32 protein-coding genes are annotated in these 25,763 nt (G+C 60.8%); 17 read left to right on the top strand and 15 right to left on the bottom strand.

Going from position 1 to position 25,763, the window contains the following annotated elements; genetic code table 11:
* Positions 1-22: 22 nt before the first annotated feature.
* The 4 genes from HX793_RS24200 (at position 23) to HX793_RS24185 (ending at position 2,449) form a co-directional block, all read left to right on the top strand.
* Positions 23-718 (top strand): fumarylacetoacetate hydrolase family protein, encoded by a 696-nt coding sequence (locus tag HX793_RS24200; protein ID WP_177094374.1) that lies wholly within the window; start codon positions 23-25, stop codon positions 716-718.
* A gap of 36 nt (positions 719-754) precedes the next feature.
* The gene (locus HX793_RS24195; RefSeq protein ID WP_177094376.1) at positions 755-1,663 is read left to right on the top strand and encodes a helix-turn-helix transcriptional regulator; all 909 of its coding nucleotides are present in this window, start codon (positions 755-757) and stop codon (positions 1,661-1,663) included.
* A 74-nt stretch (positions 1,664-1,737) separates the two neighbouring features.
* Positions 1,738-2,184 (top strand): GNAT family N-acetyltransferase, encoded by a 447-nt coding sequence (locus HX793_RS24190; RefSeq protein ID WP_177094378.1) that lies wholly within the window; start codon positions 1,738-1,740, stop codon positions 2,182-2,184.
* A 4-nt stretch (positions 2,185-2,188) separates the two neighbouring features.
* Complete coding sequence (locus tag HX793_RS24185) at positions 2,189-2,449, top strand: hypothetical protein (RefSeq protein ID WP_177094379.1); 261 nt, start codon at positions 2,189-2,191, stop codon at positions 2,447-2,449.
* Between the two features lie 266 nt (positions 2,450-2,715).
* Here the strand turns inward: HX793_RS24185 and HX793_RS24180 are convergent, their stop codons facing one another.
* Entirely contained in the window at positions 2,716-3,660 is a 945-nt protein-coding gene (locus tag HX793_RS24180; protein ID WP_016978413.1) for a sensor domain-containing diguanylate cyclase, read from the bottom strand.
* Between HX793_RS24180 and HX793_RS24175 the strand changes: the two genes are divergently transcribed.
* A complete protein-coding gene (locus tag HX793_RS24175) occupies positions 3,653-3,829 on the top strand; it encodes a hypothetical protein (protein WP_157787153.1) in 177 nt (58 codons plus the stop codon). The two genes, HX793_RS24180 and HX793_RS24175, sit on opposite strands and share 8 nt — an antisense overlap.
* Before the next feature lie 78 nt (positions 3,830-3,907).
* Positions 3,908-4,156 carry a DUF1652 domain-containing protein gene (locus HX793_RS24170; protein ID WP_177094381.1) on the top strand — a complete coding sequence of 83 codons (249 nt, stop codon included), beginning with the start codon at positions 3,908-3,910 and terminating at the stop codon, positions 4,154-4,156.
* On the opposite strand, the gene HX793_RS24165 is transcribed toward HX793_RS24170, so the two are convergent.
* The gene (locus HX793_RS24165) at positions 4,153-4,293 is read right to left on the bottom strand and encodes a hypothetical protein (protein ID WP_016977107.1); all 141 of its coding nucleotides are present in this window, start codon (positions 4,291-4,293) and stop codon (positions 4,153-4,155) included. The two genes, HX793_RS24170 and HX793_RS24165, sit on opposite strands and share 4 nt — an antisense overlap.
* A gap of 213 nt (positions 4,294-4,506) precedes the next feature.
* Here HX793_RS24165 and HX793_RS24160 point away from each other — a divergent pair, with 213 nt between their 5' ends.
* Genes HX793_RS24160 through HX793_RS24145 form a run of 4 tightly spaced genes read left to right on the top strand, consistent with a single transcriptional unit; the run spans position 4,507 to position 6,325 of the window.
* Positions 4,507-4,818, top strand: coding sequence for a YXWGXW repeat-containing protein (locus tag HX793_RS24160; protein ID WP_028616441.1), 312 nt, complete (start codon positions 4,507-4,509; stop codon positions 4,816-4,818).
* 15 nt (positions 4,819-4,833) lie between these two features.
* Complete coding sequence (locus HX793_RS24155) at positions 4,834-5,412, top strand: RNA polymerase sigma factor (RefSeq protein WP_177053754.1); 579 nt, start codon at positions 4,834-4,836, stop codon at positions 5,410-5,412.
* Positions 5,409-5,840, top strand: coding sequence for a hypothetical protein (locus HX793_RS24150; protein WP_177053753.1), 432 nt, complete (start codon positions 5,409-5,411; stop codon positions 5,838-5,840). The genes HX793_RS24155 and HX793_RS24150 overlap by 4 nt, the downstream gene beginning before the upstream one ends.
* Positions 5,837-6,325, top strand: a complete 489-nt coding sequence (locus HX793_RS24145) for a periplasmic heavy metal sensor (protein ID WP_016977111.1) — start codon at positions 5,837-5,839, stop codon at positions 6,323-6,325. The genes HX793_RS24150 and HX793_RS24145 overlap by 4 nt, the downstream gene beginning before the upstream one ends.
* 57 nt (positions 6,326-6,382) lie before the next feature.
* On the opposite strand, the gene HX793_RS24140 is transcribed toward HX793_RS24145, so the two are convergent.
* Positions 6,383-6,697 (bottom strand): SCP2 sterol-binding domain-containing protein, encoded by a 315-nt coding sequence (locus HX793_RS24140; protein ID WP_048730219.1) that lies wholly within the window; start codon positions 6,695-6,697, stop codon positions 6,383-6,385.
* A 56-nt stretch (positions 6,698-6,753) separates the two neighbouring features.
* Entirely contained in the window at positions 6,754-7,464 is a 711-nt protein-coding gene (locus HX793_RS24135) for a histidine phosphatase family protein (RefSeq protein WP_177053752.1), read from the bottom strand.
* A 193-nt stretch (positions 7,465-7,657) separates the two neighbouring features.
* Between HX793_RS24135 and sohB the strand changes: the two genes are divergently transcribed.
* Positions 7,658-8,683, top strand: a complete 1,026-nt coding sequence (gene sohB, locus HX793_RS24130) for a protease SohB (protein ID WP_177053751.1) — start codon at positions 7,658-7,660, stop codon at positions 8,681-8,683.
* Between the two features lie 6 nt (positions 8,684-8,689).
* Here the strand turns inward: sohB and HX793_RS24125 are convergent, their stop codons facing one another.
* Entirely contained in the window at positions 8,690-10,225 is a 1,536-nt protein-coding gene (locus tag HX793_RS24125) for an MFS transporter (RefSeq protein WP_177061905.1), read from the bottom strand.
* A gap of 150 nt (positions 10,226-10,375) precedes the next feature.
* Between HX793_RS24125 and HX793_RS24120 the strand changes: the two genes are divergently transcribed.
* On the top strand, positions 10,376-11,272 hold the full coding sequence (locus HX793_RS24120; protein WP_177094383.1) for a LysR family transcriptional regulator: 897 nt from the start codon (positions 10,376-10,378) through the stop codon (positions 11,270-11,272).
* Here HX793_RS24120 and dhaL read toward each other — a convergent pair.
* The 7 genes from dhaL to HX793_RS24085 form a co-directional block, all read right to left on the bottom strand.
* Complete coding sequence (dhaL, locus tag HX793_RS24115; RefSeq protein WP_177053748.1) at positions 11,229-11,876, bottom strand: dihydroxyacetone kinase subunit DhaL; 648 nt, start codon at positions 11,874-11,876, stop codon at positions 11,229-11,231. The genes HX793_RS24120 and dhaL overlap by 44 nt on opposite strands.
* A 3-nt stretch (positions 11,877-11,879) precedes the next feature.
* Positions 11,880-12,881, bottom strand: a complete 1,002-nt coding sequence (locus HX793_RS24110; protein WP_177061907.1) for a dihydroxyacetone kinase subunit DhaK — start codon at positions 12,879-12,881, stop codon at positions 11,880-11,882.
* A 40-nt stretch (positions 12,882-12,921) separates the two neighbouring features.
* On the bottom strand, positions 12,922-14,037 hold the full coding sequence (locus tag HX793_RS24105; RefSeq protein ID WP_016977118.1) for an erythritol/L-threitol dehydrogenase: 1,116 nt from the start codon (positions 14,035-14,037) through the stop codon (positions 12,922-12,924).
* A gap of 27 nt (positions 14,038-14,064) precedes the next feature.
* Complete coding sequence (locus HX793_RS24100) at positions 14,065-14,820, bottom strand: SDR family oxidoreductase (protein ID WP_177061909.1); 756 nt, start codon at positions 14,818-14,820, stop codon at positions 14,065-14,067.
* 131 nt (positions 14,821-14,951) lie between these two features.
* Positions 14,952-15,959, bottom strand: a complete 1,008-nt coding sequence (locus HX793_RS24095) for a substrate-binding domain-containing protein (RefSeq protein ID WP_016977120.1) — start codon at positions 15,957-15,959, stop codon at positions 14,952-14,954.
* Positions 15,960-15,993: 34 nt separating this feature from the next.
* The gene (locus HX793_RS24090; RefSeq protein WP_016977121.1) at positions 15,994-16,971 is read right to left on the bottom strand and encodes an ABC transporter permease; all 978 of its coding nucleotides are present in this window, start codon (positions 16,969-16,971) and stop codon (positions 15,994-15,996) included.
* The gene (locus HX793_RS24085) at positions 16,968-18,455 is read right to left on the bottom strand and encodes a sugar ABC transporter ATP-binding protein (protein ID WP_177053746.1); all 1,488 of its coding nucleotides are present in this window, start codon (positions 18,453-18,455) and stop codon (positions 16,968-16,970) included. The genes HX793_RS24090 and HX793_RS24085 overlap by 4 nt, the downstream gene beginning before the upstream one ends.
* A 283-nt stretch (positions 18,456-18,738) precedes the next feature.
* On the opposite strand from HX793_RS24085, the gene rpiB reads away from it, so the two are divergent.
* From rpiB to HX793_RS24070, 3 genes are all read left to right on the top strand, one after another.
* Positions 18,739-19,200, top strand: a complete 462-nt coding sequence (gene rpiB, locus HX793_RS24080) for a ribose 5-phosphate isomerase B (protein ID WP_010210973.1) — start codon at positions 18,739-18,741, stop codon at positions 19,198-19,200.
* Positions 19,201-19,263: 63 nt separating this feature from the next.
* Positions 19,264-20,244, top strand: a complete 981-nt coding sequence (locus HX793_RS24075; protein ID WP_177002787.1) for a sugar-binding transcriptional regulator — start codon at positions 19,264-19,266, stop codon at positions 20,242-20,244.
* A gap of 299 nt (positions 20,245-20,543) precedes the next feature.
* Positions 20,544-22,100: a TerC family protein gene (locus tag HX793_RS24070; protein WP_016976591.1), complete on the top strand. Its 1,557-nt coding sequence runs from the start codon at positions 20,544-20,546 to the stop codon at positions 22,098-22,100.
* Here HX793_RS24070 and HX793_RS24065 read toward each other — a convergent pair.
* The 3 genes from HX793_RS24065 to HX793_RS24055 form a co-directional block, all read right to left on the bottom strand.
* A complete protein-coding gene (locus HX793_RS24065) occupies positions 22,081-23,160 on the bottom strand; it encodes a GGDEF domain-containing protein (protein ID WP_016976590.1) in 1,080 nt (359 codons plus the stop codon). The genes HX793_RS24070 and HX793_RS24065 overlap by 20 nt on opposite strands.
* Positions 23,161-23,233: 73 nt before the next feature.
* On the bottom strand, positions 23,234-23,548 hold the full coding sequence (locus HX793_RS24060) for a thioredoxin domain-containing protein (RefSeq protein WP_177053744.1): 315 nt from the start codon (positions 23,546-23,548) through the stop codon (positions 23,234-23,236).
* A gap of 67 nt (positions 23,549-23,615) precedes the next feature.
* Positions 23,616-23,864, bottom strand: coding sequence for a hypothetical protein (locus tag HX793_RS24055; RefSeq protein WP_016976588.1), 249 nt, complete (start codon positions 23,862-23,864; stop codon positions 23,616-23,618).
* 333 nt (positions 23,865-24,197) lie between these two features.
* Here HX793_RS24055 and HX793_RS24050 point away from each other — a divergent pair, with 333 nt between their 5' ends.
* Positions 24,198-25,046, top strand: coding sequence for a transporter substrate-binding protein (locus HX793_RS24050; protein WP_177053743.1), 849 nt, complete (start codon positions 24,198-24,200; stop codon positions 25,044-25,046).
* A gap of 51 nt (positions 25,047-25,097) precedes the next feature.
* Positions 25,098-25,760, top strand: a complete 663-nt coding sequence (locus tag HX793_RS24045) for an amino acid ABC transporter permease (RefSeq protein WP_010210962.1) — start codon at positions 25,098-25,100, stop codon at positions 25,758-25,760.
* The last annotated feature ends 3 nt before the right edge of the window (positions 25,761-25,763 follow it).

The raw sequence follows: 25,763 nt of genomic DNA, 5'->3' as shown, positions 1-25,763 counted from the left end.
GGTAACCGAAGAGGCCCAAGCCATGACTGACTATGTATTCACCCCGACGCCTATCCCATCCCTGGCGGTGCAGGGCAGCGAAGCACGCTTCCCGCTACGCCGGGTGTTCTGTGTGGGTCGCAATTACAGCGAACACGCCCGTGAGATGGGGCATGACCCGGACCGCGAGCCGCCATTCTTCTTCATGAAACCGGCGGATGCCGTGGTGCCGGCAGAAGGCGTGGTCGCCTATCCGCCGCTGACCGCCGACCTTCACCACGAAGTGGAGCTGGTGGTGGCCATCGGCAAGGGCGGGGTGGACATCAGTCCGGCACAGGCGTTTTCCCACATCTGGGGGTATGGCGTCGGCATCGACCTGACCCGCCGCGACCTGCAAGCCCAGGCGAAAAAGCTGTCACGCCCATGGGATTGGGCCAAGGCTTTCGATGCGTCCGCACCGACGACTGCGTTGCAACCGGTGAGCCTGGTCGGGCATCCGTCCAGTGGCAAGATCTGGCTCAACGTCAACGGTGAACAGCGCCAGGTGGGCGACCTGGCCGACCAGATCTGGTCCGTCAGTGAAGTGATCAGCCATGCCTCCAAATCCGTCGCACTGAAGGCCGGCGACTTGATCTTCACCGGCACTCCGGTAGGCGTCGGCACCTTGCAACCAGGCGATGTCATTACCGCCGGCATCGACGGCATCGGCGAGTTGCGTTTCACCCTCAGCCAGGGTTGAGGCTACAGTGGTGCCCAGGCCACCCGAGAGACCGTTATGCCAGGCACCCGCGTCACCACTTACGGCATGCAACAACGCAGCGACCGCCCCGACTTCTACATCCGCGACAAACGCGGGCGAGCGGCGCTGACCAGCCCCCATCGCCATGAGTATTTCCAGATCCAGATCAACCTCGGCGGCGACACCGTGCAGCATATCGGCGGCGCGGTGCGGCCGTTCCCGCGCAAGGCCCTGGCATTTATCCTGCCTCACCGCCTGCATGTGATTCCCCATCCCGAAGAGGGCGAATTCATGCTGATCAACTTCAGCCAGGCGTTCTTCCTACCGCAGCTCACCTGCGATCCCCTGGACCTGGAAGACATTCCCATTGGCCAGGCGCCGGAGCTGTCGCCGTTTCGCTTCCAGGAGCAGTTGGACTTCATTCTCGAAGACGCGGCGTTCGAGCAGGTGCAAACCTGGCTTGCCCACATGCGCGAACTCGATGCCCACCGCTCCTTCGGCGCCCGCGAACGCCTCAAGGGCTACCTGTTTCAACTGGTCGGCCTGGTCTGTGAACAGTACGCCGAGCCCTTGCAGGCGTTCGCCGCCAACAATGCCACGCGGCGCGGGCGCAAGGATGCGTTGGCACGGGTGCAGGGCTATATCCGCGAGCACTTGCATGAACCTACGCTCAACCTCACGGATGCAGCGGCGGCGGCGTTCCTGTCGCCCAACTACCTCACTCACCTGTTGCGCAAGGAAACCGGCAAACCCTTCTCGCAACTGGTGCTCGACCGCCGCATGCAGTTGGCGCGCACCTTGTTGCTCAACAGTGCGCAGATGATTGGCACGGTTGCGCACCGCTGCGGTTTTACCGACGAGGCGTATTTTTCCCGATGTTTCCGCAAGGCCCATGGCGTGGCGCCGGGGCAATTCCGTCGCCAGCAGCGTGGCGACGCCCTGTAGAACGTTTTACAAATCCACGACATTCAGTATGTTTCTATTTGCATACAATTGCGCCCTCTACTAGGGAGGCCAGTATGCAAACGCTAATCCGCCTGGCGACGCAGGACGATGTCGACACGCTCTTCGCCATTCGCACCTCGGTGGTGCAAAACCATTTGAGCATCGAGCAAATGGCCGACCTGGGTATCACGCCACAGGTGCTGGCCGACAGTATCCGCGCGGCGCCTTGCGTTTGGATCGCCGAGGTGGATGGCCAACCGGCCGCGTTTGCCATGGTCGATCAGGCCGTAGGCGAGGTGTTCGCGATGTTCGTGCGGCCGGCTTTCGAGAACCTCGGCCTGGGCCGTCAACTGATGGCCGTGGCCGAGGCTGCGCTGTTTGAACACCATGATCGGTTGTTCCTGATCACCGACGGCCGTGACGGAATCCGTGCCAACGGGTTTTATCAGCGGCTGGGTTGGAGCGTGGTCGGTCCAGTAGACGGGGATGACGTGCGTTACGAGCAGAGCAGGGCGCAGTAACGTCATGAACCCACCCGAGCCGCCATCGTCCAACAGCTTTCGCTACTTTGTGCTCGGCGTGCTCTGTGCTGCGATGTTGCTGGGGTTCTATTTTGTGCGGCTCAACGCCGAGGTTGACCGAGAGCGGGAAGCCGCCAACCAACGCCTGGCACTGTGCAGGCAGGTGGAAAGTATAGGGCGCTCGGTACTGCCCAATAGCCTTGAAACCCAGGAAGCCTGCAAACAATTGAATGAGCGTATATCCAAAAGTACGACGCCGCTTTAATCCAATAACCCTTCTTTATAAGTGGAAATAGTGCCGGTAGTTGCACCAAAAAGTGGCACTCATAGACCGTGCCGCCTTAAAAAATGTGTGGTTATTGAATGACTTACAGCGATTTTAATCCGACGAAAGGATTAAAATAATCTTGTTACAGGTTTTTACAATCGTTATTATAGCCGGGCGTTCACCTCCCACGGTTTATGCATTTTTAAATCCCAAGTTTCCATCAGCTACTTGGGATTTTTTTTGCCTTTAATTTGACCTTCGCGTCAAACTTCATCGCCAGCGAACTCGGCGCGCATCCGCCCATTACGTTTGGCCTGATATAACAACTTATCGACCTCTTCGACAAACCCCAGCATCGGACTGTCCGGTTTCACGATGCGTGTACCGACGCCCAGGCTCAGGGTCAGCAGGTTCGACACCGTCGAAAAACCATGCTCGATCTGCTGCTGGCGGATCAGGTGCAAGCAACGCTGCGCCACCTGCCGGGCGGAATCCGCATCAGTTTCCGGCAGCAACCACACGAACTCTTCGCCGCCGATACGTGCAATGAAATCCCGTGGTCGGTTGGCCGCCTGGGACAGGGTGTTTGCAACCTGGCGCAGGCATTCATCGCCCTTGATATGGCCGTAATGGTCGTTGTACTGCTTGAAAAAATCGATATCCAGAATGATCAGCGACAGGGGCAATTGGCTGCGCTGGGCGCTGGCCCATTCGCGCTCCAGCACGGTGTCGAACATGCGCCGGTTGGCGATGCCGGTGAGGCCGTCCTGGTAGGAATATTCCTCAAGTTGCTTTTGCAGGCGCACCAGGTGTTCTTCGGTCTTCTTGCGCTCGCTGATATCGAACATGAACCCGATCAGCGCCTCGACCTCGCCGTCCTTGCGCACCACGTGCACCACATCGCGAATCCACACGTAGTCGCCGTTCACGGTCAGGGCGCGGTAGTCTGCTTCGTGGTCCACCCCGGCGCGCGATTGCGACACGCAGAAATTCACCACGTATTCACGATCATCCGGGTGCATGCGCTCGACCCAATCGTCCACGCTCACCCAACTCTGCGGCGTCCAACCCAGCAAGGTCTCGATCTGCGGGCCAATGTAACTGAAGGTCATGCTCTGCCAATCGATGCGCCAAGGGATGGCCTTGGTCGACTCCAGCAAGGTCTTGTACACATCGCTGTCGGGCTGGGTCGGAGGGTCGATGCTCATGGTGATCTGGCTCAAGATGATGGCGAAAAGCCAAGAGCGTCTTGTGATCGACGCTTCGAGTCAAGCGCTCGCCGGAGCAGCAGACGAGAGGTCGAAACGCGGGTTTTCTGGCGTCAGTGATTCGGCGTTTTCGGGGCAAAATGAGGCATGGCTAACACTTTTGCATTAATGCTCCCATGCCCCGTAAAACCCATCTACCCTGTCTCCATCACAACTACCGGGTGAGGCCCAGGGATGGGGACTTGTCATGATTTCAATCGTTGAATTCAACCGCATCATGGCCTCGGGTTTCTTGCCGCTGGCGTGCGATTGCACCCTGAACAGCGACGGCTCGTTGCGCATCAACATCTTTGAGGCGGTGTCCGGCCGGGTCGACCTGCTGCTGACCGGGGTGTCCCCCGAAGGTTTGGACAGCATCCGTTCCATCTCAAACCTGATTGGCGAGTTACGCACCGAAATCAAGGCCGGGCGCCGGGGTTTTGCGGCAGTCGGCTAGCCGTTGACGCTGTGGGTCGGCGTATCGAGCGCGCCGTAATAGCGCCAGCAGCAATGGCGGTGTTCCGGCACGATCACGCAGCCGCTGAGGCTGGCGATCAGCAGTGCGGCAACCAGCAAATAAAGTCGGCGGGACATGGTGTTTCCTCTTGGGTTGATCAGCGTTAATCCTTCAACGTTGCCACCTGCGTAAATCCGTCGCGAAGCTTGCAAACCTTTCATCAAGTGCCTTCATCCCCTGGGCAATACTGCCTGCGACAATAATCTGCGCGTCCTGCGACGGATTTTTCGACACGCCCCGTTCAACCCATCAGCAACCGGCACTTTCGCCCGTTGCATGAAGGAGTTGCCATGAGACCCCTGGCCACATTGCGCTTTGCCTTGCTTGCTCCGCTGGCGCTTGCCGCGTTTGTCAGCACCCCGGTGTTTGCCCAGACCGAAATCATCATCCGCCAGGCGCCGCCACCGGAGCGTGTGGAAATGGTCCCTGTGGAGCGGCCAGGTTATGCCTGGGACCGTGGCCACTGGCGCTGGGAAGGGCGTGGCTATGGCTGGGTGCCAGGCCACTGGCAGCCGGTGATGCGCAATGCGCGCTGGGAGCCCGGCCATTGGGAAGCCCACGGTCCCAACTGGTACTGGCGCGAAGGGCATTGGATCCGCTGACCGAGAATTGCCCGATTGAAAGACTCTGATCCGGACGTTGAACTGCTCGCACGCATCGGCAACAACGAACCCGCGGCCGTCAACGAAATGGTGACGCGCAAACTGCCGCGTTTGCTGGCGCTCGCCAGCCGGATCCTGGGGGATGCCGACGAAGCCAAGGACGTGGCCCAGGAAAGCTTCCTGCGCATCTGGCGCCAGGCGGCCCGTTGGCGCAGTGGCGAGGCGCGTTTCGACACCTGGCTGCATCGGGTGGCGCTCAACCTGTGCCATGACCGCTTGCGTCGGCGCAAGGAACGTCCTTTGAACGAAGACGAGGCGCTGGAGCTGGCGGACAGCGCACCGCCTCTGGATGAACAATTGGAAAGCGCCGACCGCAACGCGCGCATGGCCGCCGCGTTGGCCGCTTTGCCCGCGCGTCAGCGCGAGGCGATTGTGTTGCAGTACTACCAGGAGCTGTCGAACATCGACGCCGCGGCCCTGATGAATATCAGCGTCGAGGCACTGGAGAGCCTGCTGTCGCGGGCCCGCCGCCAGTTGCGCAGCCAACTTGCCGATACACCCGGGCTTGCCCGCCCAGGAAGGGGAATATCATGACACTCGAACGATTTGCTTATCTGGCCGACGCCTATGGCGCCAACCTACAGCGTTGGCCCCTGGCTGAGCGCGGGGCGGCTCAGGCGCTGCTCGCCGGCGGTAATGTCAGTGCCCGTGAAGTGTTGGATCAGGCCAGTTGGCTCGACGCCCAACTGGACAGCCATCAACTGGCATTCACCGACCCAGCGCTGGCCCGGCAGATCCGCCAGTCAGCACCGCGCCGGATGTCGTTCTGGTCGCGCTATGCCGCTTGGCTGTCACCGGCGGGACTGGTGGGCGTGGGCATTGCGGGGGTTGTCACCGGCATGCTGGTGGCGTCCATGAGCGTGCCGCTGCCGATAATGTCCGCGGAGGTATTACCCAGTGTGTTTGACCAGGGCGATGCGCAAGTCATCTTTACCGTCAATGCCGAGGAATCCGAGCAATGAGTACCCAATCCCTTAAACCGTGGTTGCTGGTCTCGGTGTTGCTCAATGTGTTTTTGATGGGCGGGGTGGGCGGGGCGGTTTACCACTGGATGGCCAGTGCCAAGCCTGTTGAGGCGGTGGTCAACCAGCATGGGTTGCGGCAGGCGATGGTCAAGTTGCCGCCGGAGCGGCGACGGGAACTGCGCCAGTTGTTGCGCCATAACCGTGCCGATAGCCAGCCGTTGGTGATGGCCGGGCGGGAGGCGCGGTTGGGGGTGATCAAGCAGTTGGAGGCGCCGACGCTGGACCGGGATGTGCTGGTCACCGAATTGGCCAAGGCTCGTGAGGCGGATATGGCGCTTCGTGCCTTGGTGGACACCACGTTGGCGCAGTTTGCCAGCACCTTGCCCCAGGTCGAGCGGCAAAAACTGGTCGAGGCGTTGTACCTGCGCGGGCAGGGCAAACCTAAGGAAAAACTCAAGGCGCCGGTAGCGGACTCAAGATAGCGGGCAAAAAAAATCCCGCCAGGAAGGGCGGGATCGGGATTCAGGGTTGCCCGTGAATCAAGCCGGGAACAGCTCGCTCAGCTTCATCGCCAGCATCATGTCGCCTTCGGTGCGAAGCTTGCCGCCCATGAAGGCCTGCATGCCGTCGGTGGAACCGTCGACGATGCCTTTCATGGTGTCGCCGTCCATCACCAGGGTGACCTGGGCGTCTGGGTTTTCGCCTTCCAGCAGTTCGCAGGTGTTGTTTTTCACCACCAGCGAGAAGTTCTGGGTGTCGTCGATACGGAAACCGAACACCAGGTCCAGGCCGTCGGCAGCGGCTGGGTTGAATTTGGCTTTCATTGCTTCTACAGCTTTGGCTACGTCAGTCATGGTTTCGATCCTTTAGGGTAGAGTCCAGTGACCTTGGGGTCACGGTTGGCCGCAGCTCATCGGAACGTGATGAGCTGCGGCGCCTTCAACAGTTGCAAGTGGGTATGACTGTTGAAGGAAGCCAGTGCCACCTCGCGACCGCGGAATTTCAGCTGGTTGAGCGAGGTGTTAACAATTTGCCAGTTCAGTTCGAAGGCCTGCGCGGCAGGCATCCGGGTAATCAGGTGGAGCAAGGCGGTGATGGTCCCGCCGGAGGTGAACACCGCAATTTTCTGCGTGTTGTCCGCCGCTTCAAGAATGCGTTGCAAGCCGCCCTGGACACGTTCCACAAAGCCCAGCCAACTCTCCAGCCCCGGTGGATCATAGGTGCCGGCCAGCCAGCGCTCGATGATCAGGGCGAAGATGCGCTGGAATTCGCTGCGGTTCTGCGCGGCATTGCGCAGGATCTCCAGGGCTTCGGGTTCGGTGGTGAGCAAGTCGGGGAGCAGCGCGCGGATGATCGCGTCGGCATCGAATTCGTTGAAGGCACTGTCGATTTCCAGCGCCGGCACCGGCAGGCCCAGGGCACTGTACTGATCGAACGCGGCGGTGGCGGTGTGCTGCTGGCGGCGCAGGTCGCCGGCCACACCGCGGTCGAACACCAGGCCCATGTCGGCCAAGTGGCGGCCGAGCACCTGTGCCTGTTCCACGCCGACGGGCGACAGGACGTCATAGTCGTCTGCACCGAAGGAGGCCTGGCCATGTCGAATCAGATAGATGCTGCCCACGTCCGTTTTCCCGGTACGTTGAAAGTCTGGCGAGGTTATGAGGATGCCTGCGAGCTGTCAATGAAAAAACATACGCTTGTTTTAAAAGCGCGTTGGAGGGCGCCTGGTGGCGGTTTGAGCACTGGCTCCCGGCAAGCCCCGTCGGTATGCTTGGGCAATCCGCGCCTGGCGCACTGCATTTGTAAGGAGAACCATGGATTTTTTGGCCGAATACGCGAGCTTTCTGGCGAAGACCGTCACTCTGGTGGTCGCTATTCTGGTGGTACTGGTCAGTTTCGCGTCGCTGCGCAGCAAGGGGCGTCGTAAATCCGCCGGCCAATTGCAGGTCAGCAAACTCAATGATTTCTACAAGGGCCTGCGTGAGCGCCTGGAGTCGACGCTGCTCGACAAGGACCAGCTCAAGGCCCTGCGCAAGTCCGAAGGCAAGGCCGAAAAGAAGAAGGGCAAGCAGAAGGCCGAGCCCAAGCCACGGGTGTTTGTGCTGGATTTTGATGGCGACATCAAGGCGTCGGCCACCGAGAGCCTGCGCCATGAAATCACCGCGTTGTTGAGCCTGGCCACGCCGAAGGATGAAGTAGTGCTGCGCCTGGAAAGCGGCGGTGGCATGGTCCACAGCTACGGCCTGGCTTCGTCGCAACTGGCGCGTATCCGCCAGGCCGGCGTGCCGTTGACCGTGTGCATCGACAAGGTGGCGGCCAGCGGCGGCTACATGATGGCGTGCATCGGCGAGAAGATCATCAGCGCACCGTTTGCCATCCTCGGCTCCATTGGCGTGGTGGCACAGTTGCCTAACGTCAACCGCCTGCTGAAAAAGCATGACATCGACTTCGAAGTGCTGACTGCCGGTGAGTACAAACGCACCCTCACGGTGTTTGGCGAAAACACCGAGAAGGGCCGCGAGAAATTCCAGGAAGACCTGGACATCACCCACCAACTGTTCAAGAACTTCGTCGTGCGCTACCGCCCGCAGTTGGCGATTGATGACGTCGCGACCGGAGAAGTGTGGCTGGGTGTTGCAGCCCTCGACAAGCAACTGGTCGATGAGCTGCAAACCAGCGACGAATACCTGGCCACCAAGGCCAAGACCGCTGAGGTGTTCCACCTGCACTATGCCGAGCGCAAGAGCTTGCAGGAGCGCGTAGGCCTGGCGGCCAGTGGTTCGGTGGACCGCGTGCTACTGACCTGGTGGAGCCGGTTGACCCAGCAGCGATTCTGGTAAAAATGCTCAGCGGTGCGCAGGTTTCATCGAGGCCTGTTGCACTGCTGGTAGGGGGCTTCTCATTAATATCCCCACCACCAACGCCCCCAGCAAGCCCAACAACCCCGCCACCCACAGCGCGCCACTGAACCCACCCACAAATGCCTGCCGTGCCATTGGCTGCACCAACAGCCGTGCCGACTCCGGCAACAACCCCATCGCCGCCGGCATGTCACCCGCGACGACGCGTGAAGCAATGCCGTTAACCTGAGCCTGCCATTGTGGGTCGATGCTTGCGCTCAACAACTGTTCGCTATGACTGCTCAATAACGCCCCATACACGCCGATCGCCAACATGATCGCGCTGAAGCGCATGGTGGTGCTCATACCGGACGCCATGCCGGCACGGTCTCGCGGCACGCAGGCCATGATGTTTTTTTGCGTATCGCCATTGAGCAGACCTGCCCCGGCACCTGTTACCGCAATCGCCAAGGCAAAGGGCAGGTAACCCCCCACGTTTACCGCCCAGGCGCTCAAGAGGTTGCCGCAGCCCACCAGGGTCAAGCCGGCCGCCATCATCGTTGCTGGCGCAAAACGCCCTGCCAGGCGGGCGCCAATGCGTGGGCAGATCAGCATGGTCAGCGCAAACGGCAGCATGCCCAGGCCCGAGGCGATCGCGGAGAACCCCAGGCCGTTCTGCAGGTAGAACGGCAACAAGGTCATCATCACCTGGGCACAACCGGCGTAGGCGAACATGCCCAGCAAGGCTCCGATAAAGCGCGGGTGACGGAACAGTTGCAGGTCGACCATGGGTCGCTGTTGTACACGTTCGACGACGACAAATACGCCCAGCAATGCCGCGCCGCCTATGAGCCGGGCGTAGGTCAATGGGTTGTCCCAGCCGATGCGATTGGCTTCGATCAACCCCCAGATCAGGCACAGCAGTGCGGCGCTGAAGGCCAGGCTGCCCCAAGGATCGAGTCGCGCCGACTGGGTATCGCGGGATTCCTCAATGGCGCGCAGCACCAGTGCCATCAGCCCCAGGCCCACCGGTAGGTTGAGATAGAAAATCCAGCGCCAGCCCAGGTACTCGGTGATCAAGCCGCCCAGGGTCGGTGCGGCGGTCATGGCCACGCCCATGCACGCGCCCCAGAAGGCCCAGGCTTTTGCCCGTTCCACGTCGTCATGGAAGGTGTGGCCGATGGAGGCGAGCGCCGAGGTCAATAGCAGGGCGGCGCCGACGCCTTTGATCGCGCGTGCGATGTCCAGGAGCACAGCGTTGGGCGCCGCGCCGCAGCCCAGGGAGGCCAGGATAAAAATGCTCAGCCCCCAGATCAGGGTCTTCTTGCGGCCAAAGCGATCGGCGATGCTGCCGGCGGGCAATAACAGTGCGGCAAACGCCAGCATATAGGCACTGACGACCCATTCGATGTCGGCAAAGTTCGCCCCTAGGTCGCGGGCGATGCTGGGCAGCGTCACGGCGACGATGTTGGTGTCGAGCACGATCAGCGAGCAAACGCCGGATGCGGTCAGCAGTGTGAGGCGTGGACTGACCCGGTTCATGGTTGAATTACCTTGCAGGCAATACGGAGAAGGCGGTTGACGGACATCGCAAGGGCTCTCTAGTGTTCAGGTGCTGTGAGCTTATGCCCGGCCAGCAGTATCTTTGTTAGCCACCATGAAGCACTTCATTACCTTTGAGCTAATGCTGTTATGGATATTCGTCATTTTCGCTACTTCCTGGCCGTTGCCCGCCAGCGCAACTTCACGCGGGCCGCGGAGCAATTGGGCATTGCGCCCCCGACGCTAAGCCGTCAGATCCAGGATATGGAAGCGGCGCTGGGAACGCGTCTGTTTATCCGCCAGCAACGCGAAGTCAGCCTGACCGAAGCCGGTGCTGCCTTATTGATCGAAGCCGAGGCTACCGTGCGCCAGTTCGAGTTCGCCCAGCGCAATGCCCAGCGCGCCGGGCGTGGCGAGATCGGCCATATCGAATTGGGCTATGTGGCGTCGGCGGTGTATTCGGGCCTGTTGCAGCGGCAAATGCAGGCGTTCGGCCAGGCGTTTCCGGATGTGAGCGTGAATGTGCGCGAATGTGCGATGGCGACGTTGCCTGGCGCGGTAGCGGACGGGCGTGTCGATATTGGTTACATACGCTCGCCCATGACGCTGCCGGAGGGGGTCGAGGCGGTGCGCCTGGACAGCGAAGGGTTTGTCTTGGCGTTGCCCCAGGACTCCTGGCTGCTGGGGCTCAAGGCCATCGGTTGCGAGCATTTGGAGAACGAGACATTCATCTTGCCGGAGCAAATCAGCGGCACCTTGCAGGTGGCCGCGCAAGGTGGCTACGCACCGCGCCTGGGGCCGCAACCCGGTGGGTTGGTGGCGGTGGTGGCGTTGGTGTCGCTCGGGCAGGGCGTGGCGGTGGTGCCGGCGTCCATGGTCGGGCATGTGAGTCTGCCAGGCGTGGTGTACCGCAGCATTCAGGGCGGTGACGCATCGTCGTGGCTGTCGCTGATTCACCGGCGCTTCGAAAAAGCGCCGGCGGTTGTGCGGTATATCCAGCAGGTCAAGCAGACAGTCGCGGCTGCACCGAATCGGCCAGACGCGTGAGGATCAGGCAGCACGACACCGCGCCGGCATCCAGCACGCCGAGGGAGCGTTCGCCCAGGCGACTGGCGCGGCCGATCTTGGCCACCAGGTCCTTGGTCGAGTCGCGGCCCTGGGAGGCAGCGGCTTTCATCGCAGTCAGTGCGTCGCTGAAGGAAGCCCCTGAGGCGTGCGCCCGCTCAAAGGCCTCAACCGCCGGGATCAGGGTGTCCATCAGGCATTTATCGCCCACACCCGCGTCCGTAATGTCCTGCAGCGAGGTCAAGCCGCCGCGCAGCAAATGAGCAAAGGTTGCGGCGTCGATGTCATCACTGCTGCGCACTTCATCGGCCATGCCGATAAACAGGCTGCCATACAAGGGGCCCATGGAGCCGCCGATGCCTTCCATCAAGCTGAGGGTCAACTCGTCGAGCGCCTCGGCCAGGGTCAGTTGGCGTCCTTCAATGGTGCGCCCGCAATGGGCAAAACCCTTGGCCATGTTGATGCCGTGGTCGCCATCGCCGATGGCGCCGTCGATTTCACTGAGGTATTCGCGGTTGGCGACGATCACGCTGACCAGGTCGCTGACGATGGCGCCGCCGTCACGGGTGGAAAAATGCTGGCTCATGGTTCACTCCGCCTGGGTCATGCCGATGGAGCGGCAGGGTTGATCGATCAGGGTGGCAAGCTCTGCGTCGAGGCCGAGCAGGGTCAGGGTCACGCCCATCATTTCCAGGGAGGTGAAGTAGTTGCCGACGTAGCAGCGGTGAATCCTCAAGCCTTTGGCCGTGAGCTGTTTTTCGACCTCGGCATAGAAAACATACAACTCCATGACCGGCGTGGCGCCCAGGCCCGAGACCAGCACTACCACACTGTCGTCCTGGCTGAAGTCGCGGTCGGCGAGGATCGGCGCGAGCATGCGTTCGGCCATGGCGGCAGCCGGTTCGATGGGGATTACCTCGATGCCCGGTTCGCCATGATGACCGATGCCCAGTTCCATCTGGCCGTCAGGGATCTGGAAGTTCGGCTTGCCCACTGCTGCAATGGTGCACGGCGTGAGGCCGATACCAATCGAGCGGCAGTTATCCACGGTTTTTTGTGCGACCCGGATCACGCCGTCCAGGTCGTAATGCTGAGCGGCAGCAGCGCCACCGATCTTCCACATGAAGATCTCCCCGGCCACGCCACGGCGCTTGGCAATCTCGGCCTTGGGGGCGGACGCTACGTCGTCGTTGGCGACCACCGTACGGATGCGCATGTCTTTGCTGGCGGCCATTTTCATCGCCAGCTTCACGTTCATGTTGTCGCCAGCGTAGTTACCGTAAAGGCAGGCCACGCCTGCGCCATGGTCGGCGGCGCGGAAGGCGTCGAAAAAGCTCTTGGCGGTGGGTGAGGAAAAGATCTCGCCCACCGCCACGGCATCCACCAGGCCTGGGCCGACGTAGCCAAGGAAGGCCGGCTCATGGCCCGACCCGCCGCCGGTGACAACGCCGACACGGCCGGGCGCAGAAGGCCTGGCCTTGACGATGACGCGTGGGTTGGTCTCGAACTGGCGCAGCTCGGGGTGCGCGACCAGAATGCCGCGCAGCATGTCCTCGACCACCTGGTCCGGATCGTTGATGACTCGATTCATAACGCGGGTTCCTGTGTTCTTTTTATAAGGAATGGGCGGTTCAAGGTTCCAATACCACTTTGAGTGACTTGTCTCCACGCTCCATGACGGCAAAGGCTTCCTTGAAGTCCGCCAGCGCAAACTTGTGGGTCACCACGTCGCGCATGTCGATCTTGCGGTTGCCGATAAAGTCGATGGCGCGTGGGTACATATACGGCCCCAGGTGTGAGCCGAGAATGTCGAGCTCCTTGCGGTCACCAATGATCGACCAATCTACGGTGGCCTCGTCGTTGAATACACTGAATTCGACGAAACGCCCCAGTTTTCGCAGCATCGCCAGGCCCTGGTTCACGGCCTTGTGGTGCCCGGTGGCCTCGATGTAAATGTCGCAGCCATAGCCATCGGTGATCTCGCGGATTTTCGCCAGTACGTCCACCTCGGCCGGGTTCCAGACTTCGTCGGCGCCCATGCGCAGGGCCAGGGCGGCGCGTTCGGGTTTCATGTCCAGCACGATGAGTTTTTTTGGGTTGCGCAGGCGCACGGCGCCGATGATGCCCAAGCCCAGGGTGCCGGCGCCGGCGACCACCACGATGTCGTCGTGGTCGACATTGGCGCGCTCCGCCGCGTGCAGCGAGCAGGCCAGCGGCTCGATCAGAATTGCTTCGTCGGGGGCGATGGACTCCGGCACTTTATGGATGATGCCTTCCTTGGTGAAGATCATGTACTGGGCCATGGCGCCCTGCACATTGTTCTGGAAGCCATACAGGTCGTGCTTCTGGCACATCCAGTATTGGCCGTGGTTGCAGAAGCGGCAGCCCCAGCACGGCACGATCTGTTCGGAAATCACCCGATCACCGACCGTCACCCCGCGTTTTTCTGCACCTGGGCCCAGGGCAACCACGCGGCAGACGAATTCATGGCCGGGGATCATCGGCGGCTTCACGTAGCGGGGTTGTTCGGCGTCACCCCAGAACGACGGGGCGCCGCGATAGGTCTTGATGTCGCCCATGCAGATGCCACACAACTCGACTTTGGTGAGGATTTCATCGGGGCCGGGCGTAGGCACGTCGACGGTTTCCAGGCGGTAATCTTCCGGGCCATGGCACACCACGGCCTGCATGGTTTTCGGGATGACTGGGGACAGTTGTTCGGGTGTGCGTTCGGTGACGGTGGACATGACAAAACCTCACGACAAGAAGATGAATTACTGAATGCTGTAGCCGCCGTCGATCACCATGTTGGCGCCGGTGATCATCTGCGCCGCATCACTGAGCAGGTATAACGCCAGCCCGGCGATTTCTTCCGGCTGGGCAAAGCGGCCCGCCGGGATCTGCAACTTGGCCTTTTCACCCACTTCGCCCGCCCAGGCTTTCTTGCCCAGGGCTGTCTCGACGATGGTGGGAGAGATGGCGTTGACGTTGATGTGGGGGGCCCATTCCATGGCCAGTACCTTGGTCATGCCGACGATCGCCGCCTTACTTGCGCAATAGGCGACGTGCCGGTCGAGGCCGATCACGGCCGCCTGGGAGGCGAGGTTGACGATGCGTCCGCTGCCTTGGGCGAGCATGTGCCGGGCGCAGGCCTGGGCTACGAAGAAGCTAGCCTTGAGGTTGATGTCCAAGGTGGTGTCCCAGGCGCTTTCGCTCACGTCGATGGCCTTGTCCAGCAGGACCACGCCGGCGCTGTTGATCAGGTAATCCAGGCGTTGGAAGTGTTCGAAAACCGTGTCGATGGTGTGTTGTATCTGGCCGATCTGGCCGAGGTCGACGGCAATGCCCAGATGCTCGGCGCCCAGGCTGGCGGCTACCTCGACCACTGCCGGGTCACGGTCCAGCAGCGCCACGCGGGCGCCGCGTTCTACCAGCAGGCTGGCACAGGCCAGGCCGATCCCGGCAGCGCCACCGGTAATCACCGCGCAGCGGCCGGTGACGTCGAAGGCTTGGTTCCAGAATCCAGACATGAATGACTCCATTTTCAAAGGTGTTGAAGATCCAATGTGGGAGCTGGCTTGCCTGCGATGCACCTCGGTGTGTCAGTCGCAACCCGGTGATGCCATCGCAGGCAAGCCAGCTCCCACATTTTGATCGTGTACTACTTGGAGCCGCTGACTTGTTTGTACAGCGCATCGGCGTTGGCATTGGTAACCGGCACCCACGGCAGGATGTAGTTCTTCGCCGTGCCGTCACCCCATTTCACGTCCTTGGCATAGCGCTCCCAGATCACCGATTGCGGCTTGTAGTCCTTGCCGGCCAGTGCGCGCAGCGCCACGTCCAGCGCACCCTGGGACTGGGCCTGGGCGTCCTGGAGGAAGGTGGTGACTTCGTCTTTCTTCGCTGCCTGGATCGCGTCCGGCATACCATCGATCGAGGTGACCGGCACGTCCTTGGAGGTCAGCCCGTGGGACTTCAGGGCCTGCACGGCGCCGAGGGCCATGTCGTCGTTCTGCGCGATCACGCCGTTGATGCCTTTGGGGTGGGCGTTCAACCAGTCTTCGGTGAGCGCCAGGGCCTGGGCGCGGTCCCAGTTGGCGGTTTTTTTCTCGATGATCTTGATGTCCGGGTGTTTGCCCAGCACTTCCAGCTCGCCTTTCTCACGGTCGATCTGTGCCGACTGGCCAATCGGTCCCTGGATAATCACCACGTTGCCTTTGCCATTGAGCTTGTCGACCATGGCCTGGGCCTGCAGGCGACCGCCTTCGACATCATCGTTACCCACATACGGCACAGAGGCATCGGCTACTTTCGTATTGGAGGCGATGACCACCACGTCGTTGCTCATGGCTGCCTTGACGGTGCCCACGCCGGCCTTGGTGTCGATCGGTACGAACAGGATGGCGTCGTAGCGTTGGGTCACCATGTTTTCGATCTGGTTGTTCTGGGTGAGGGCGTCGTAGTTGCCGTCGAACACGGTCAACTGCACGGTGCCGTCCTTGACCGCCGGGTGTTCCTTGAGCTCGCGGACCCAGTTCTGCATGAACTGGCCCTTGAGGCCGTAGACGGCTGCGCCGACCTTGTAGGTCTTGCCATCGGCGGCCATGGCGATACTGCAGGCGAGCAGGGAGAGGGCCGCTGTGGCGGCCAAGGTGGTACCAAGTTTCATGAGTAGAACTCCGGTTATTGTTGTGGGTCGTTCTCTAGCGTTTTTTCTTGCGCCACACGTCGATCAGTACTGCGAACACAATGATCAGGCCCTTGGCGACCTGCTGGTAATAAGAGGACACGCCGAGCAGGTTCAGCCCGTTGTTGATCACCCCGATCAACAGTGCGCCGAACAGCGTGCCGACAATGCTGCCGGTGCCGCCCGACAAGCTGGTGCCGCCGATCACCACGGCGGCAATCGCGTCCAGTTCATAGGACACTCCGGCCTGGGGCAGGGCAGAGGTGGTGCGGGCCGAGAGCACCACGCCGGCCAGTCCGGCGAGCAGGCCCGAGACCACGTACACCGAAAACATCACCTTGCGCACGCCGATGCCTGAGGTGCGTGCGCTCTTTTCATTGCCGCCCACTGCGTACACGTAGCGGCCGTAGGTCGTGTAGCGCAGCACCATCCAGAAGATCAGTGCGACCACCGCGAAGATGACGATGGGCACGCCGATCGGGCCGATCTTGCCGATACCCAGCGCCAGGTAGGCGTCGGGCAGGTCGGTGATCGGGCTGCCATCGTTAAGGATAAAGGTCATGCCGCGCGCGATGCTGAGCATGCCCAAGGTGGCCACGAATGGCGGGATCGACAGGTTCGCGACCATGAAGCCGTTCACCACGCCGAGCATCGCGCCGGCAAACATCCCGGCACTGACCGCCGCCAGCAAGCCGTACCCCTGGGTCGCTACCATGGCACTGCACAAGCCGGCAAAGGCCAGGATCGAGCCCACGGACAAGTCGATGCCCTTGGTCAGGATCACATAGGTCATGCCCACCGCGAGGATGCCGTTGATTGAGGTCTGGCGCAGGATGTCCATCCAGTTGCGCCAGGTCATGAAGTATTCACTGGAGAACGCCATCACCACGCACAGCAGGATAAACACCAGCGGCAGGCCGAAACGGTCGAGGGACAGACGCAGGCGATTGCGCGGCGCGGCAGTGACAGGTGCTGCGAGGGTTTTGGCATTCATGAGGCAAGACTCAACAAGGCTTCCTGGGAAAGGGCGGTGTCGGTGCTGATGGTCACCAGCCGGCCGCCCTTGAATACGGCGATGCGATCGCTCAGGTGCAGCAGTTCCGGCGCTTCCGACGAGACCACGATGGCAGCGCCACCGCCGCGCACGAACTGGTCGAGCAGGTGGTAGATCTCCTGCTTGGCGCCTTCATCGATGCCACGGGTCGGTTCGTCACACAGCAGGCAGACCGGCTCGGTGGACAGGCATTTGGCGAGCACCACTTTCTGCTGGTTGCCGCCGCTCATGGACGCCACCGGCAATTCCAGGGACGTGGTCTTGATCTGCAGGCGCTTGACCATGTCCTGGGCCAATTGGATTTCCTTGCGCGAATTGATCAGCGACCAACTCGAAAGGCGCTTGTAGGCCGACAGGGCAATGTTCGAAAGAATACTGCCGGTGAGCACCAGGCCACTGTCCTTGCGGTCTTCTGTGACCAGCGACATGCCGGCATTGATGGTCGCCTTGGGCAGCCCGATCGGCATGGGTTTGCCTTGCAGGGTGACACTGCCGGAGTCCGCGACCGTCAGGCCATAGATGCAGTTGAGGAACTCGCTGCGCCCCGAACCCATCAAGCCATAAATGCCGAGGATTTCGCCTTGGCGCAATTGCAGGCTGATGTCGTGGAACTCTCCGGTGCGGCTTAGGTTGTCGACTTGCAGGCAGGTGTTGGCCGCGCATTCGCGACCGACCTTGTGGTCGATGCGAGTCAATTCCTGGCCGACGATGCCGCGTACCAGATGGTCGCGATCAATGTCCGCCATGCGTCCGCTTTCGACGAAGGCGCCGTCGCGGAAGATGCTGTAGTCGTCGGCGATCTGCGCCAGTTCGCTGAGGCGGTGCGACACATACACAATGCCGGCGCCCCGTGCCGTCAGGCGGCGGATGGCCTTGAACAGGGTTTGCGCCTCGTGTTCGCCAATGGCCGAGGTGGGTTCGTCCATGATCATCACCTGGCAGTCATGGCTGAAGGCCTTGGCGATTTCCACCAGTTGAATCTGCGCGACGCTCAAGCGGTGCATGGGGCTGGTGGCCTCGACGTCGAACTCCAGGCTTTCCAGCAATTCGCGGGTGCGCCGGTTCAGGGCCTTGTTGTCGACGATGCAACCTGCGCGGCGTGGTTCTCGCCCCAGCCAGATGTTCTCGGCGACGGTCATGTAGGGGATAGGTTCCAGCTCCTGGGTGATCATCGCGATCCCCGCTGCCAGCGCTTCACTCGGGCGGTTGAACTGCACCGGTGCGCCGTTGAGCAGAATGCTGCCGGCGTCACGCTGGGTGATGCCCATCAGGATGCTCAGAAATGTCGATTTGCCTGCGCCATTGCCGCCGCACAGGGCGTGGACGCTGCCGGCCCGCAGAGAGAGGCGCCCGTCACGCAGGGCAGGGACCCCGGCGTAAGCCTTGGCGACGTGTTCAGCCTGGAGCAGTAATGGCGTGGCCATCGGCGTGTCCTCGTGCTGTGAATTCTTATTAGGTCGCACAGTCATGTTTCGCTGTGATCATATGTGTATCAAATGAAATTCTGATCAGTCAATCTCTTTCATGTAAAAGCGCTGAATCTCGTCTTGCTCGTCAAGAAGGCCTTTTTAGGCGCCTTTGACTGGCAGGTCAGTTAAATCATGCTTGACAGTGAGGGGTGGTTAACGGCGAAATGACTGAGCGAAATTTCATTGAGTGATCATATGATCAGTCATAAGCACGATCACGGCAGCGGAGCCAGACGCCATGAACACACCTTTCCCGGTGGCTATCGGATGCGATGAAGCGGGTTTTGAGCTCAAAGAGCTGTTGAAGCGCCATATCGAGGCGCTGGGTTACCCGGTGACCGACTTCGGTACCCATTCCACCGCGCCGGTGCTTTACCCCGACATCGCCCTGGCCGTGGCCAACGCGATCAATGCCGGGCAGCAGCGCCTGGGTGTGTTGGTGTGTGGCACCGGGATTGGCATGGCCATTTCCGCCAACAAGGTGCTGGGCATCCGTGCGGCCCAGGCCCATGACACCTATTCGGCGGAGCGGGCGCGCAAGAGTAACGATGCGCAAATCCTGTCCATAGGCGCGCGGGTGATCGGTGCGGAGCTGGCCAAAAGCATCGTCAAATCGTTCCTGGAGTCGGAGTTCGAGTCGGCGCGTTCCGGCGCCAAGGTCGAGCGCATCAACGCGATCGAGCGCGACGGGCATCAGTAGTGGACTAAACGGGGCAAGAGTCGGGAGAATGCCCCTTTGACGCCGAAACGGAAGCCCGTCCCCATGAGTGACAGTACCCAGCGCATTGCCAGCGATATCGATCAGATGACCGAAGTGGCAATGCTCTATTACCTTGAGAACGTCACTCAGGAAGCCATTGCCAAGCGCTTCGACCTGTCGCGGGCGAAAGTCAGCCGCTTGCTCAAGCGTGCGCGCGATGAGGGCATCGTCGAGGTGCGCGTGCTGCAGCACCCGGCCATGAACAACGAGCTGGAGCAGGCATTGGTGCAGCGCTTCAAGCTGGACCGCGCCTTGATTGCCGTGGACCACAGCGAGCCCGACACCCAGCGCTCGGCCGTTGCCAGTCTGGTGGCCAACTACCTGAACAAGACGCTGAGCGATGGCATGATTGTCGCGGTAGGCATGGGGCGTAACGTTGGGGCCGTTGCTGACAACGTGTTTTTGCCGGTCACGCGCAATTGTACGTTTGTCTGTGCGATCGGCGGATCACTCAAAGCCGGCGAATACATGAACCCCGACCATATCTGCCGGCGCCTGGCGCTGCGCTTCGGGGGGGAGAGTGAAAGCTTGTATGCCCCGGCCCTGGTGGCGAACCCGGAGTTGCGCGGGGTGCTGATCAATAACGACACCGTGCGCTCCACGCTGGATCGGGCGCGGCGCGCGGATATTGCGTTGATCGGCATTGGCGACATGAGTGAAAACAGCAATATGGTGCGCATGGGCTGGTTCTCACCGCAGGAAATCGCCCAGGCCCGGTTGTCCGGCACGGTGGGTGACATGATGGGCTATGACTTCATCGACATTCACGGCCAGCCGGCGGTCAACGCGATCCAGGGGCGGGTGATCGGGTTGACGGTGCAGGAGTTGTTTCGCATACCGGATGTGGTGGCGATTGCCAGCGAAAATACCAAGGCGGCGGCGACGCTGGGGGCGTTGCGGTCGGGGGTGATCAATACGCTGGCCACCACGGTGACCAATGCGCACACCATTCTGGCGTTGGATGACGCCACCCGTAAGTCCTGACACCACGATGCCCCTGCAGGAGCCGGCAAGCCGGCTCCTACGGGTGAGATTACAGATCTTGTAATAGTTTTGCGTTGTAGGAAATTTGTGTTTCAGATGTAGGATTCAAGTCCTTTTGTTATTTCAGGACTTGCATGAACACCCTCTCGGAGCCCCCCAGTCGTCTTTCCCCAAGACTTGCGCTGCCGCTGTTCCCTCTGAAGCATCCCGTATTCCGACTGCTAACCTTGTACCGGTCCACTGACCGCGCCTTGCCGTACCCGGCGTTCTGAAAATCGATGACTGAAGAGACTCAATAAATGGAATGGTTAGCGGATCCAACGGCCTGGCTCGGCCTGTTGACCTTGATTGTGCTGGAACTGGTACTGGGCATCGACAACCTGGTGTTTATCGCGATCCTGGCGGACAAGCTGCCGCCGGAGCAGCGTGACCGTGCGCGGTTGATCGGATTGTCCCTGGCATTGCTGATGCGCCTGGGCCTGTTGGCGAGTATTTCCTGGCTGGTAACCCTGACGCAGCCGTTGTTCGAGGTGTTCGACAAGAGCTTCTCGGGCCGCGACCTGATCATGCTGTTTGGTGGTGTGTTCCTGTTGTTCAAGGCCACCATGGAATTACACGAGCGCCTCGAAGGCCACGTGGCCCAGCGCACGGGCAATGCCGCCTACGCAATGTTCTGGCCGATCGTGGCGCAGATCGTGGTGCTGGATGCGGTGTTCTCCCTGGATGCGGTGATTACCGCCGTGGGCATGGTGGACGAGCTGGCGGTGATGATGATCGCGGTGATCGTATCCATCGGCGTGATGATCGTCGCGAGCAAGCCGCTGACCCGCTTCGTCAATGCGCACCCGACGGTGATCATGCTGTGCCTGGGCTTCCTGATGATGATCGGTTTTGCCCTGACCGCCGAAGGCCTGGGCTTCCATATTCCGAAGGGTTACCTGTACGCAGCGATTGGTTTCTCGATCCTGATCGAGTTGTTCAACCAGATCGCACGGGCCCGCCGCAAGAAGTCGGCGCAAGGTGTGTTGCCAGTACGTGAGCGTACGGCCCATGCCGTGATGCGCCTGCTCGGCGGTCGTAGCCTGGCGGTAGAAGAGGTGAGCGATGAGGTTGCCGACCTATTGGGTGAGCCGGATGCTGCGCAAGGCCCGCTGTTTGATCGGCGCGAGCGCGTGATGATCAGCGGCGTGCTGCAACTGGCCGAACGGCCGATCCGCACACTGATGACACCGCGGGCCAAGGTCGACTGCATTGATCTGGCGGACGATCCCGACAGCATTCGCCTGAAACTGATGCATTCGTCCTACTCGCGACTGCCGCTGATCCGCAACGGCGCGGTCGATGAGCCGCTGGGTTTCGTGCACAAGAAAGAGCTGCTCAAGGAATACCTGGCCGGTAATGAGCCGAACCTGGAGCACCTGGCCCGCCGGGCGATCAACCTGCTGGACAGTTTCTCGGTGCTCAACGCGCTGGAACAGATGCGTCAGGAGTCCACCCACATTGCGTTCGTGATCAACGAATTCGGTGACTTCATGGGCGTGTTGAGCATGACCGACATTCTCGAGTCCATCGCCGGTGAGTTGCCGGACGCCAGCGAAATCGAGGGGCCGGATATTGTCGAGGAGGGCCCTGGCTTCCGCGCCAACGGTGCACTGAACCTTAATCAAGTGCGTCAGCGCACGGGCTTCAACGCGGTTGCGACCGATGATTACCAGACTTTGGCCGGCCTGGTGATGAGTCTGCTGGATCGCCTGCCCGTGGTGGGCGACAGCCTGGTGCATGAAGGCTGGCGCCTGAGTGTGGCGGCCGTCGAGGAGCGACGCGTGACCCAGGTGTCTATGGTGCGTGAAACGTAAAGCGGTCCTTGCCGGCGTGCTTTGACACATACAGCGCCTGGTCCGCCTTGATCAGTGCCTGGTTCAGGGTTTCACCATCCTCCACCCGGGCCAGGCCGATGCTGATGGTCACCGGGTGTTGGGTCGCTTGCTCACGCACTCGGGCACAGAGCAAGTCCGCCAAGTGCGCCGCATCCTCGCGGCGCACGCCTGCCAGATAGATCCCGAATTCTTCGCCGCCCAGCCGGGCGTAATCGAAGTCGACCATGACCGCCTTGATGTCCTGGGCTACGCGCTTGAGGACTTCATCGCCGATGTCGTGGCCATACACATCATTCACCCTCTTGAAGTTGTCGATGTCGATCATCGCCAGGTAGTGATCGTGCGTCTTGGGCTGTTGGCTGAGCTTTTTCCCGGCGCTGGTCATGAAGGCGCGACGGTTGGGGATTTCGGTGAGGGTATCGAGGTACGCCTGATCCAGCAGTAATCTGGACATGATGAAGTTATGCAGCTTGGCCTGGCGCAGTTTCAGGAAGCTGTAGAGCGTCAGGAAGGTCAGGAACACCGAATAGAAGGTCACCAAGGCGCCACGCACGTCCAGCAACGAGAGCTGGGCCAGGTGAAACGGGTTGAGCAATGCCCAGGTGATCAGCATTGTCGCGATGAACGACCAATGCTTGAGCGGTAGCACCGATGCGCTATAGAGGATGCTTGAGGCTGCCAGGATCAACCAACTGGGGTGTAGATCCATCGGCAAGCCTTCGATCAGCAGGCGGGTGCCGAGGGCGATGACCGCGACGAATATCAGGTTGATCCACTGGAAGTGCCGGGCGTCGCGGGTAAATCCCAGGGTAATGGTGTTGATGGTCAGCAGCGCGAGAAAGAGCATCGAAAGCCCGGTAAAACCCTGGCCGCCCGGAAAGCTGACAATCAGGTCGAACACCAGCCAGATGCAGATGCTCGCGATGTAGATCAGCAGGCAGAAAGGCTTGAGTCGCTCGAAATCATGCTGGGCGAACTCAAGTTGCAGGGCGGGTGAGGGGTGTTTCTTGAGGACTTCGGCTTCAATGGTCTTGAACATTGCTGACCCTGGATCGGCTGAGACGGCATTGAGCAGCGTAGACGCTGGTCGGTGTCTCGCCAGTGCGGGCGGTTCAGGCGTATTTCTCCAATACATCCAGGGTAGGACGTTCGCCAAGGCCGGCGAGCGTCTCCAGCAAGGTGCCATTTTGGTAGACCAACAGCATCGGCACTCGGGTGACGGCCGAATGCCGGGGGGTGTCTGTGCAGTCGAGAATCAGCACCTTGATCTGTGCCCGGTAGGGTTCGATCAAACGCACAAAGCGTGGCAGCGCGTCCTCGCAAGCGGTACAGCCAGGAGACACAAACACCACAAACACGGCAAGAGGTGTGTCCAGCGCCCGCTCAAAGGCTGCCTTGTCCTCGATGACGGCATTGACGTAGTTCATTGGCGCTCATCCGAAAGTCGTTTGGCTCACGCTAAATCGACAAACGCCTTGCGTCTACTGTCAACTTTCACAGGTCCGTGTCGCGCTCCAAGCGTTCCCGCGCCTTGCGCGCCTGGCTTGCGCATTTCTTGTATTCAAGGTTGTCCCTTGAAGCCTTTGCCTGGCGGTAGCCGTGGTGATTCTGGCTGGTGTAGTTGGTGCTCAGGGCTGCGTTGAGCTTGCGCAGTTCTTCCTTGCAGGCGCGGCGGTCGTTACTGGCCGAAGCACTGCCGGCCACCAGAAAGGACAGCAAAACCAGGGTGAGGCGGAACGTCATCAGGGCGGAGTCCTTGTCGGAATGAATGTGCCAAGGCTAGCCCAGAGTGGGGATTTTTCCACGCGCCAGGCGCACTGCAACGGTGCGCGGTAACGCCTTTGTGGCGCACGCAAGTGGGGCCTGTCACCGCTGTGTGGGGCCTTGGGTAGCAAAGTGATTTCAGGTGCTGGCTTAACGCCTTACTCCATATCATCTTTTATCTAGTTGATTTAACACAGATTTATCCATGTCGTTTTTTTCTGTTACCGCGTGTGGCACACTTTCTGCTGTCTATTCCGTTGTTACATACTAAATTCCGGTATAGCGGAATACACAACTCCTGGAGTGCTTGTCATGCATCACCGACCTTCCGTGTTTAAAGCGTGTGTTTTTCTCTTCGCCGCATCGGCTTCCCTCGCCAGCATCGTGCAGGCGGCGGACAGCAAGCTCGATGATGTGCTCAAACGTGGGCACTTGATCGTGGGTACAGGCAGTACCAATGCGCCGTGGCACTTCCAGGGAGCGGATGGCAAGTTGCAGGGGTTTGATATCGACATCGGCCGCATCGTGGCCAAGGGTTTGTTCAATGACCCGAGCAAAGTCGAGTTCGTGGTGCAGTCGTCTGACGCGCGGATTCCTAACCTGCTGACCAACAAGGTCGACATGAGTTGCCAGTTCATTACCGTCACCGCCAGCCGTGCCCAGCAGGTCGCGTTCACCCTGCCGTACTACCGCGAAGGCGTGGGCCTGTTGCTGCCGAACAACAGCAAGTACAAAGAAATTGAAGACCTGCAGGCCGGCGGCGACGGCGTCACCGTGGCCGTGCTGCAAAACGTGTATGCCGAAGAACTGGTGCACCAGGCGTTGCCCAAGGCCAAGGTCGACCAGTACGACAGCGTCGACCTGATGTACCAGGCCGTGAACTCCGGTCGCGCCGATGCCGCCGCCACCGACCAGTCCTCGGTCAAGTACCTGATGGTGCAGAACCCCGGCCGCTACCGCAGCCCGACGTACGCCTGGAGCCCGCAGACCTACGCGTGCGCCGTCAAGCGTGGCGACCAGGACTGGCTGAACTTCGTCAACACCGCGCTGCATGAAGCCATGACCGGCGTGGAGTTCCCGACCTACAAGGCCTCGTTCAAGCAGTGGTTCGGTGTGGATCTGCCGGAACCCGCGATCGGCTTCCCGGTTGAGTTCAAGTAAATCGAAAACCTGGGGCGTCGCTGACGGCGCCCCAATCAGGTACTGCTGACCATGAACTATCAGTTGAACTTTGCCGCCGTGTGGCGCGACTTCCCCAGCTTGCTGGCGGGGCTCGGCCTGGGCCTTGAGCTGGCGCTGCTGTCGATCGCCATCGGCTGTGTGATCGGCCTGATGATGGCGTTTGCCATGCTCTCCAAGCACCGCGCATTGCGTGTCTTCGCCTCGGTGTACGTGACGGTGGTGCGCAATACACCGATCCTCGTGTTGATCCTGTTGATCTACTTTGCGTTGCCCAGCCTCGGGATCCGTCTGGACAAGATCCCGTCGTTCATCATCACTTTGTCGTTGTACGCCGGTGCCTACCTGACCGAAGTATTCCGCGCCGGACTGTTGAATATTCCCAAGGGCTTGCGCGAAGCCGGGCTGGCCATCGGACTGGGCGAGTGGCGTATCCGCGCCTACATCACCGTGCCGGTGATGCTGCGCAACGTGCTGCCCGCGCTGTCGAACAACTTCATTTCGCTGTTCAAGGACACGTCGCTCGCCGCCGCCATCGCGGTGCCGGAGCTGACCTATTACGCCCGCAAGATCAATGTCGAAAGCTACCGGGTGATTGAAACCTGGCTGGTCACGACGGCGCTCTACGTGGCTGCCTGTTACCTCATTGCCATGCTGCTCCGTTACCTGGAACAGCGTCTGGCGATCCGTCGTTAAGGA

The organism is Pseudomonas reactans, from assembly GCF_013387025.1.
Lineage (GTDB): Bacteria > Pseudomonadota > Gammaproteobacteria > Pseudomonadales > Pseudomonadaceae > Aquipseudomonas > Aquipseudomonas reactans.
The sequence above is the reverse complement of the archived record's forward strand: the minus strand, read 5'-3'. Positions and strand labels throughout refer to the sequence as shown.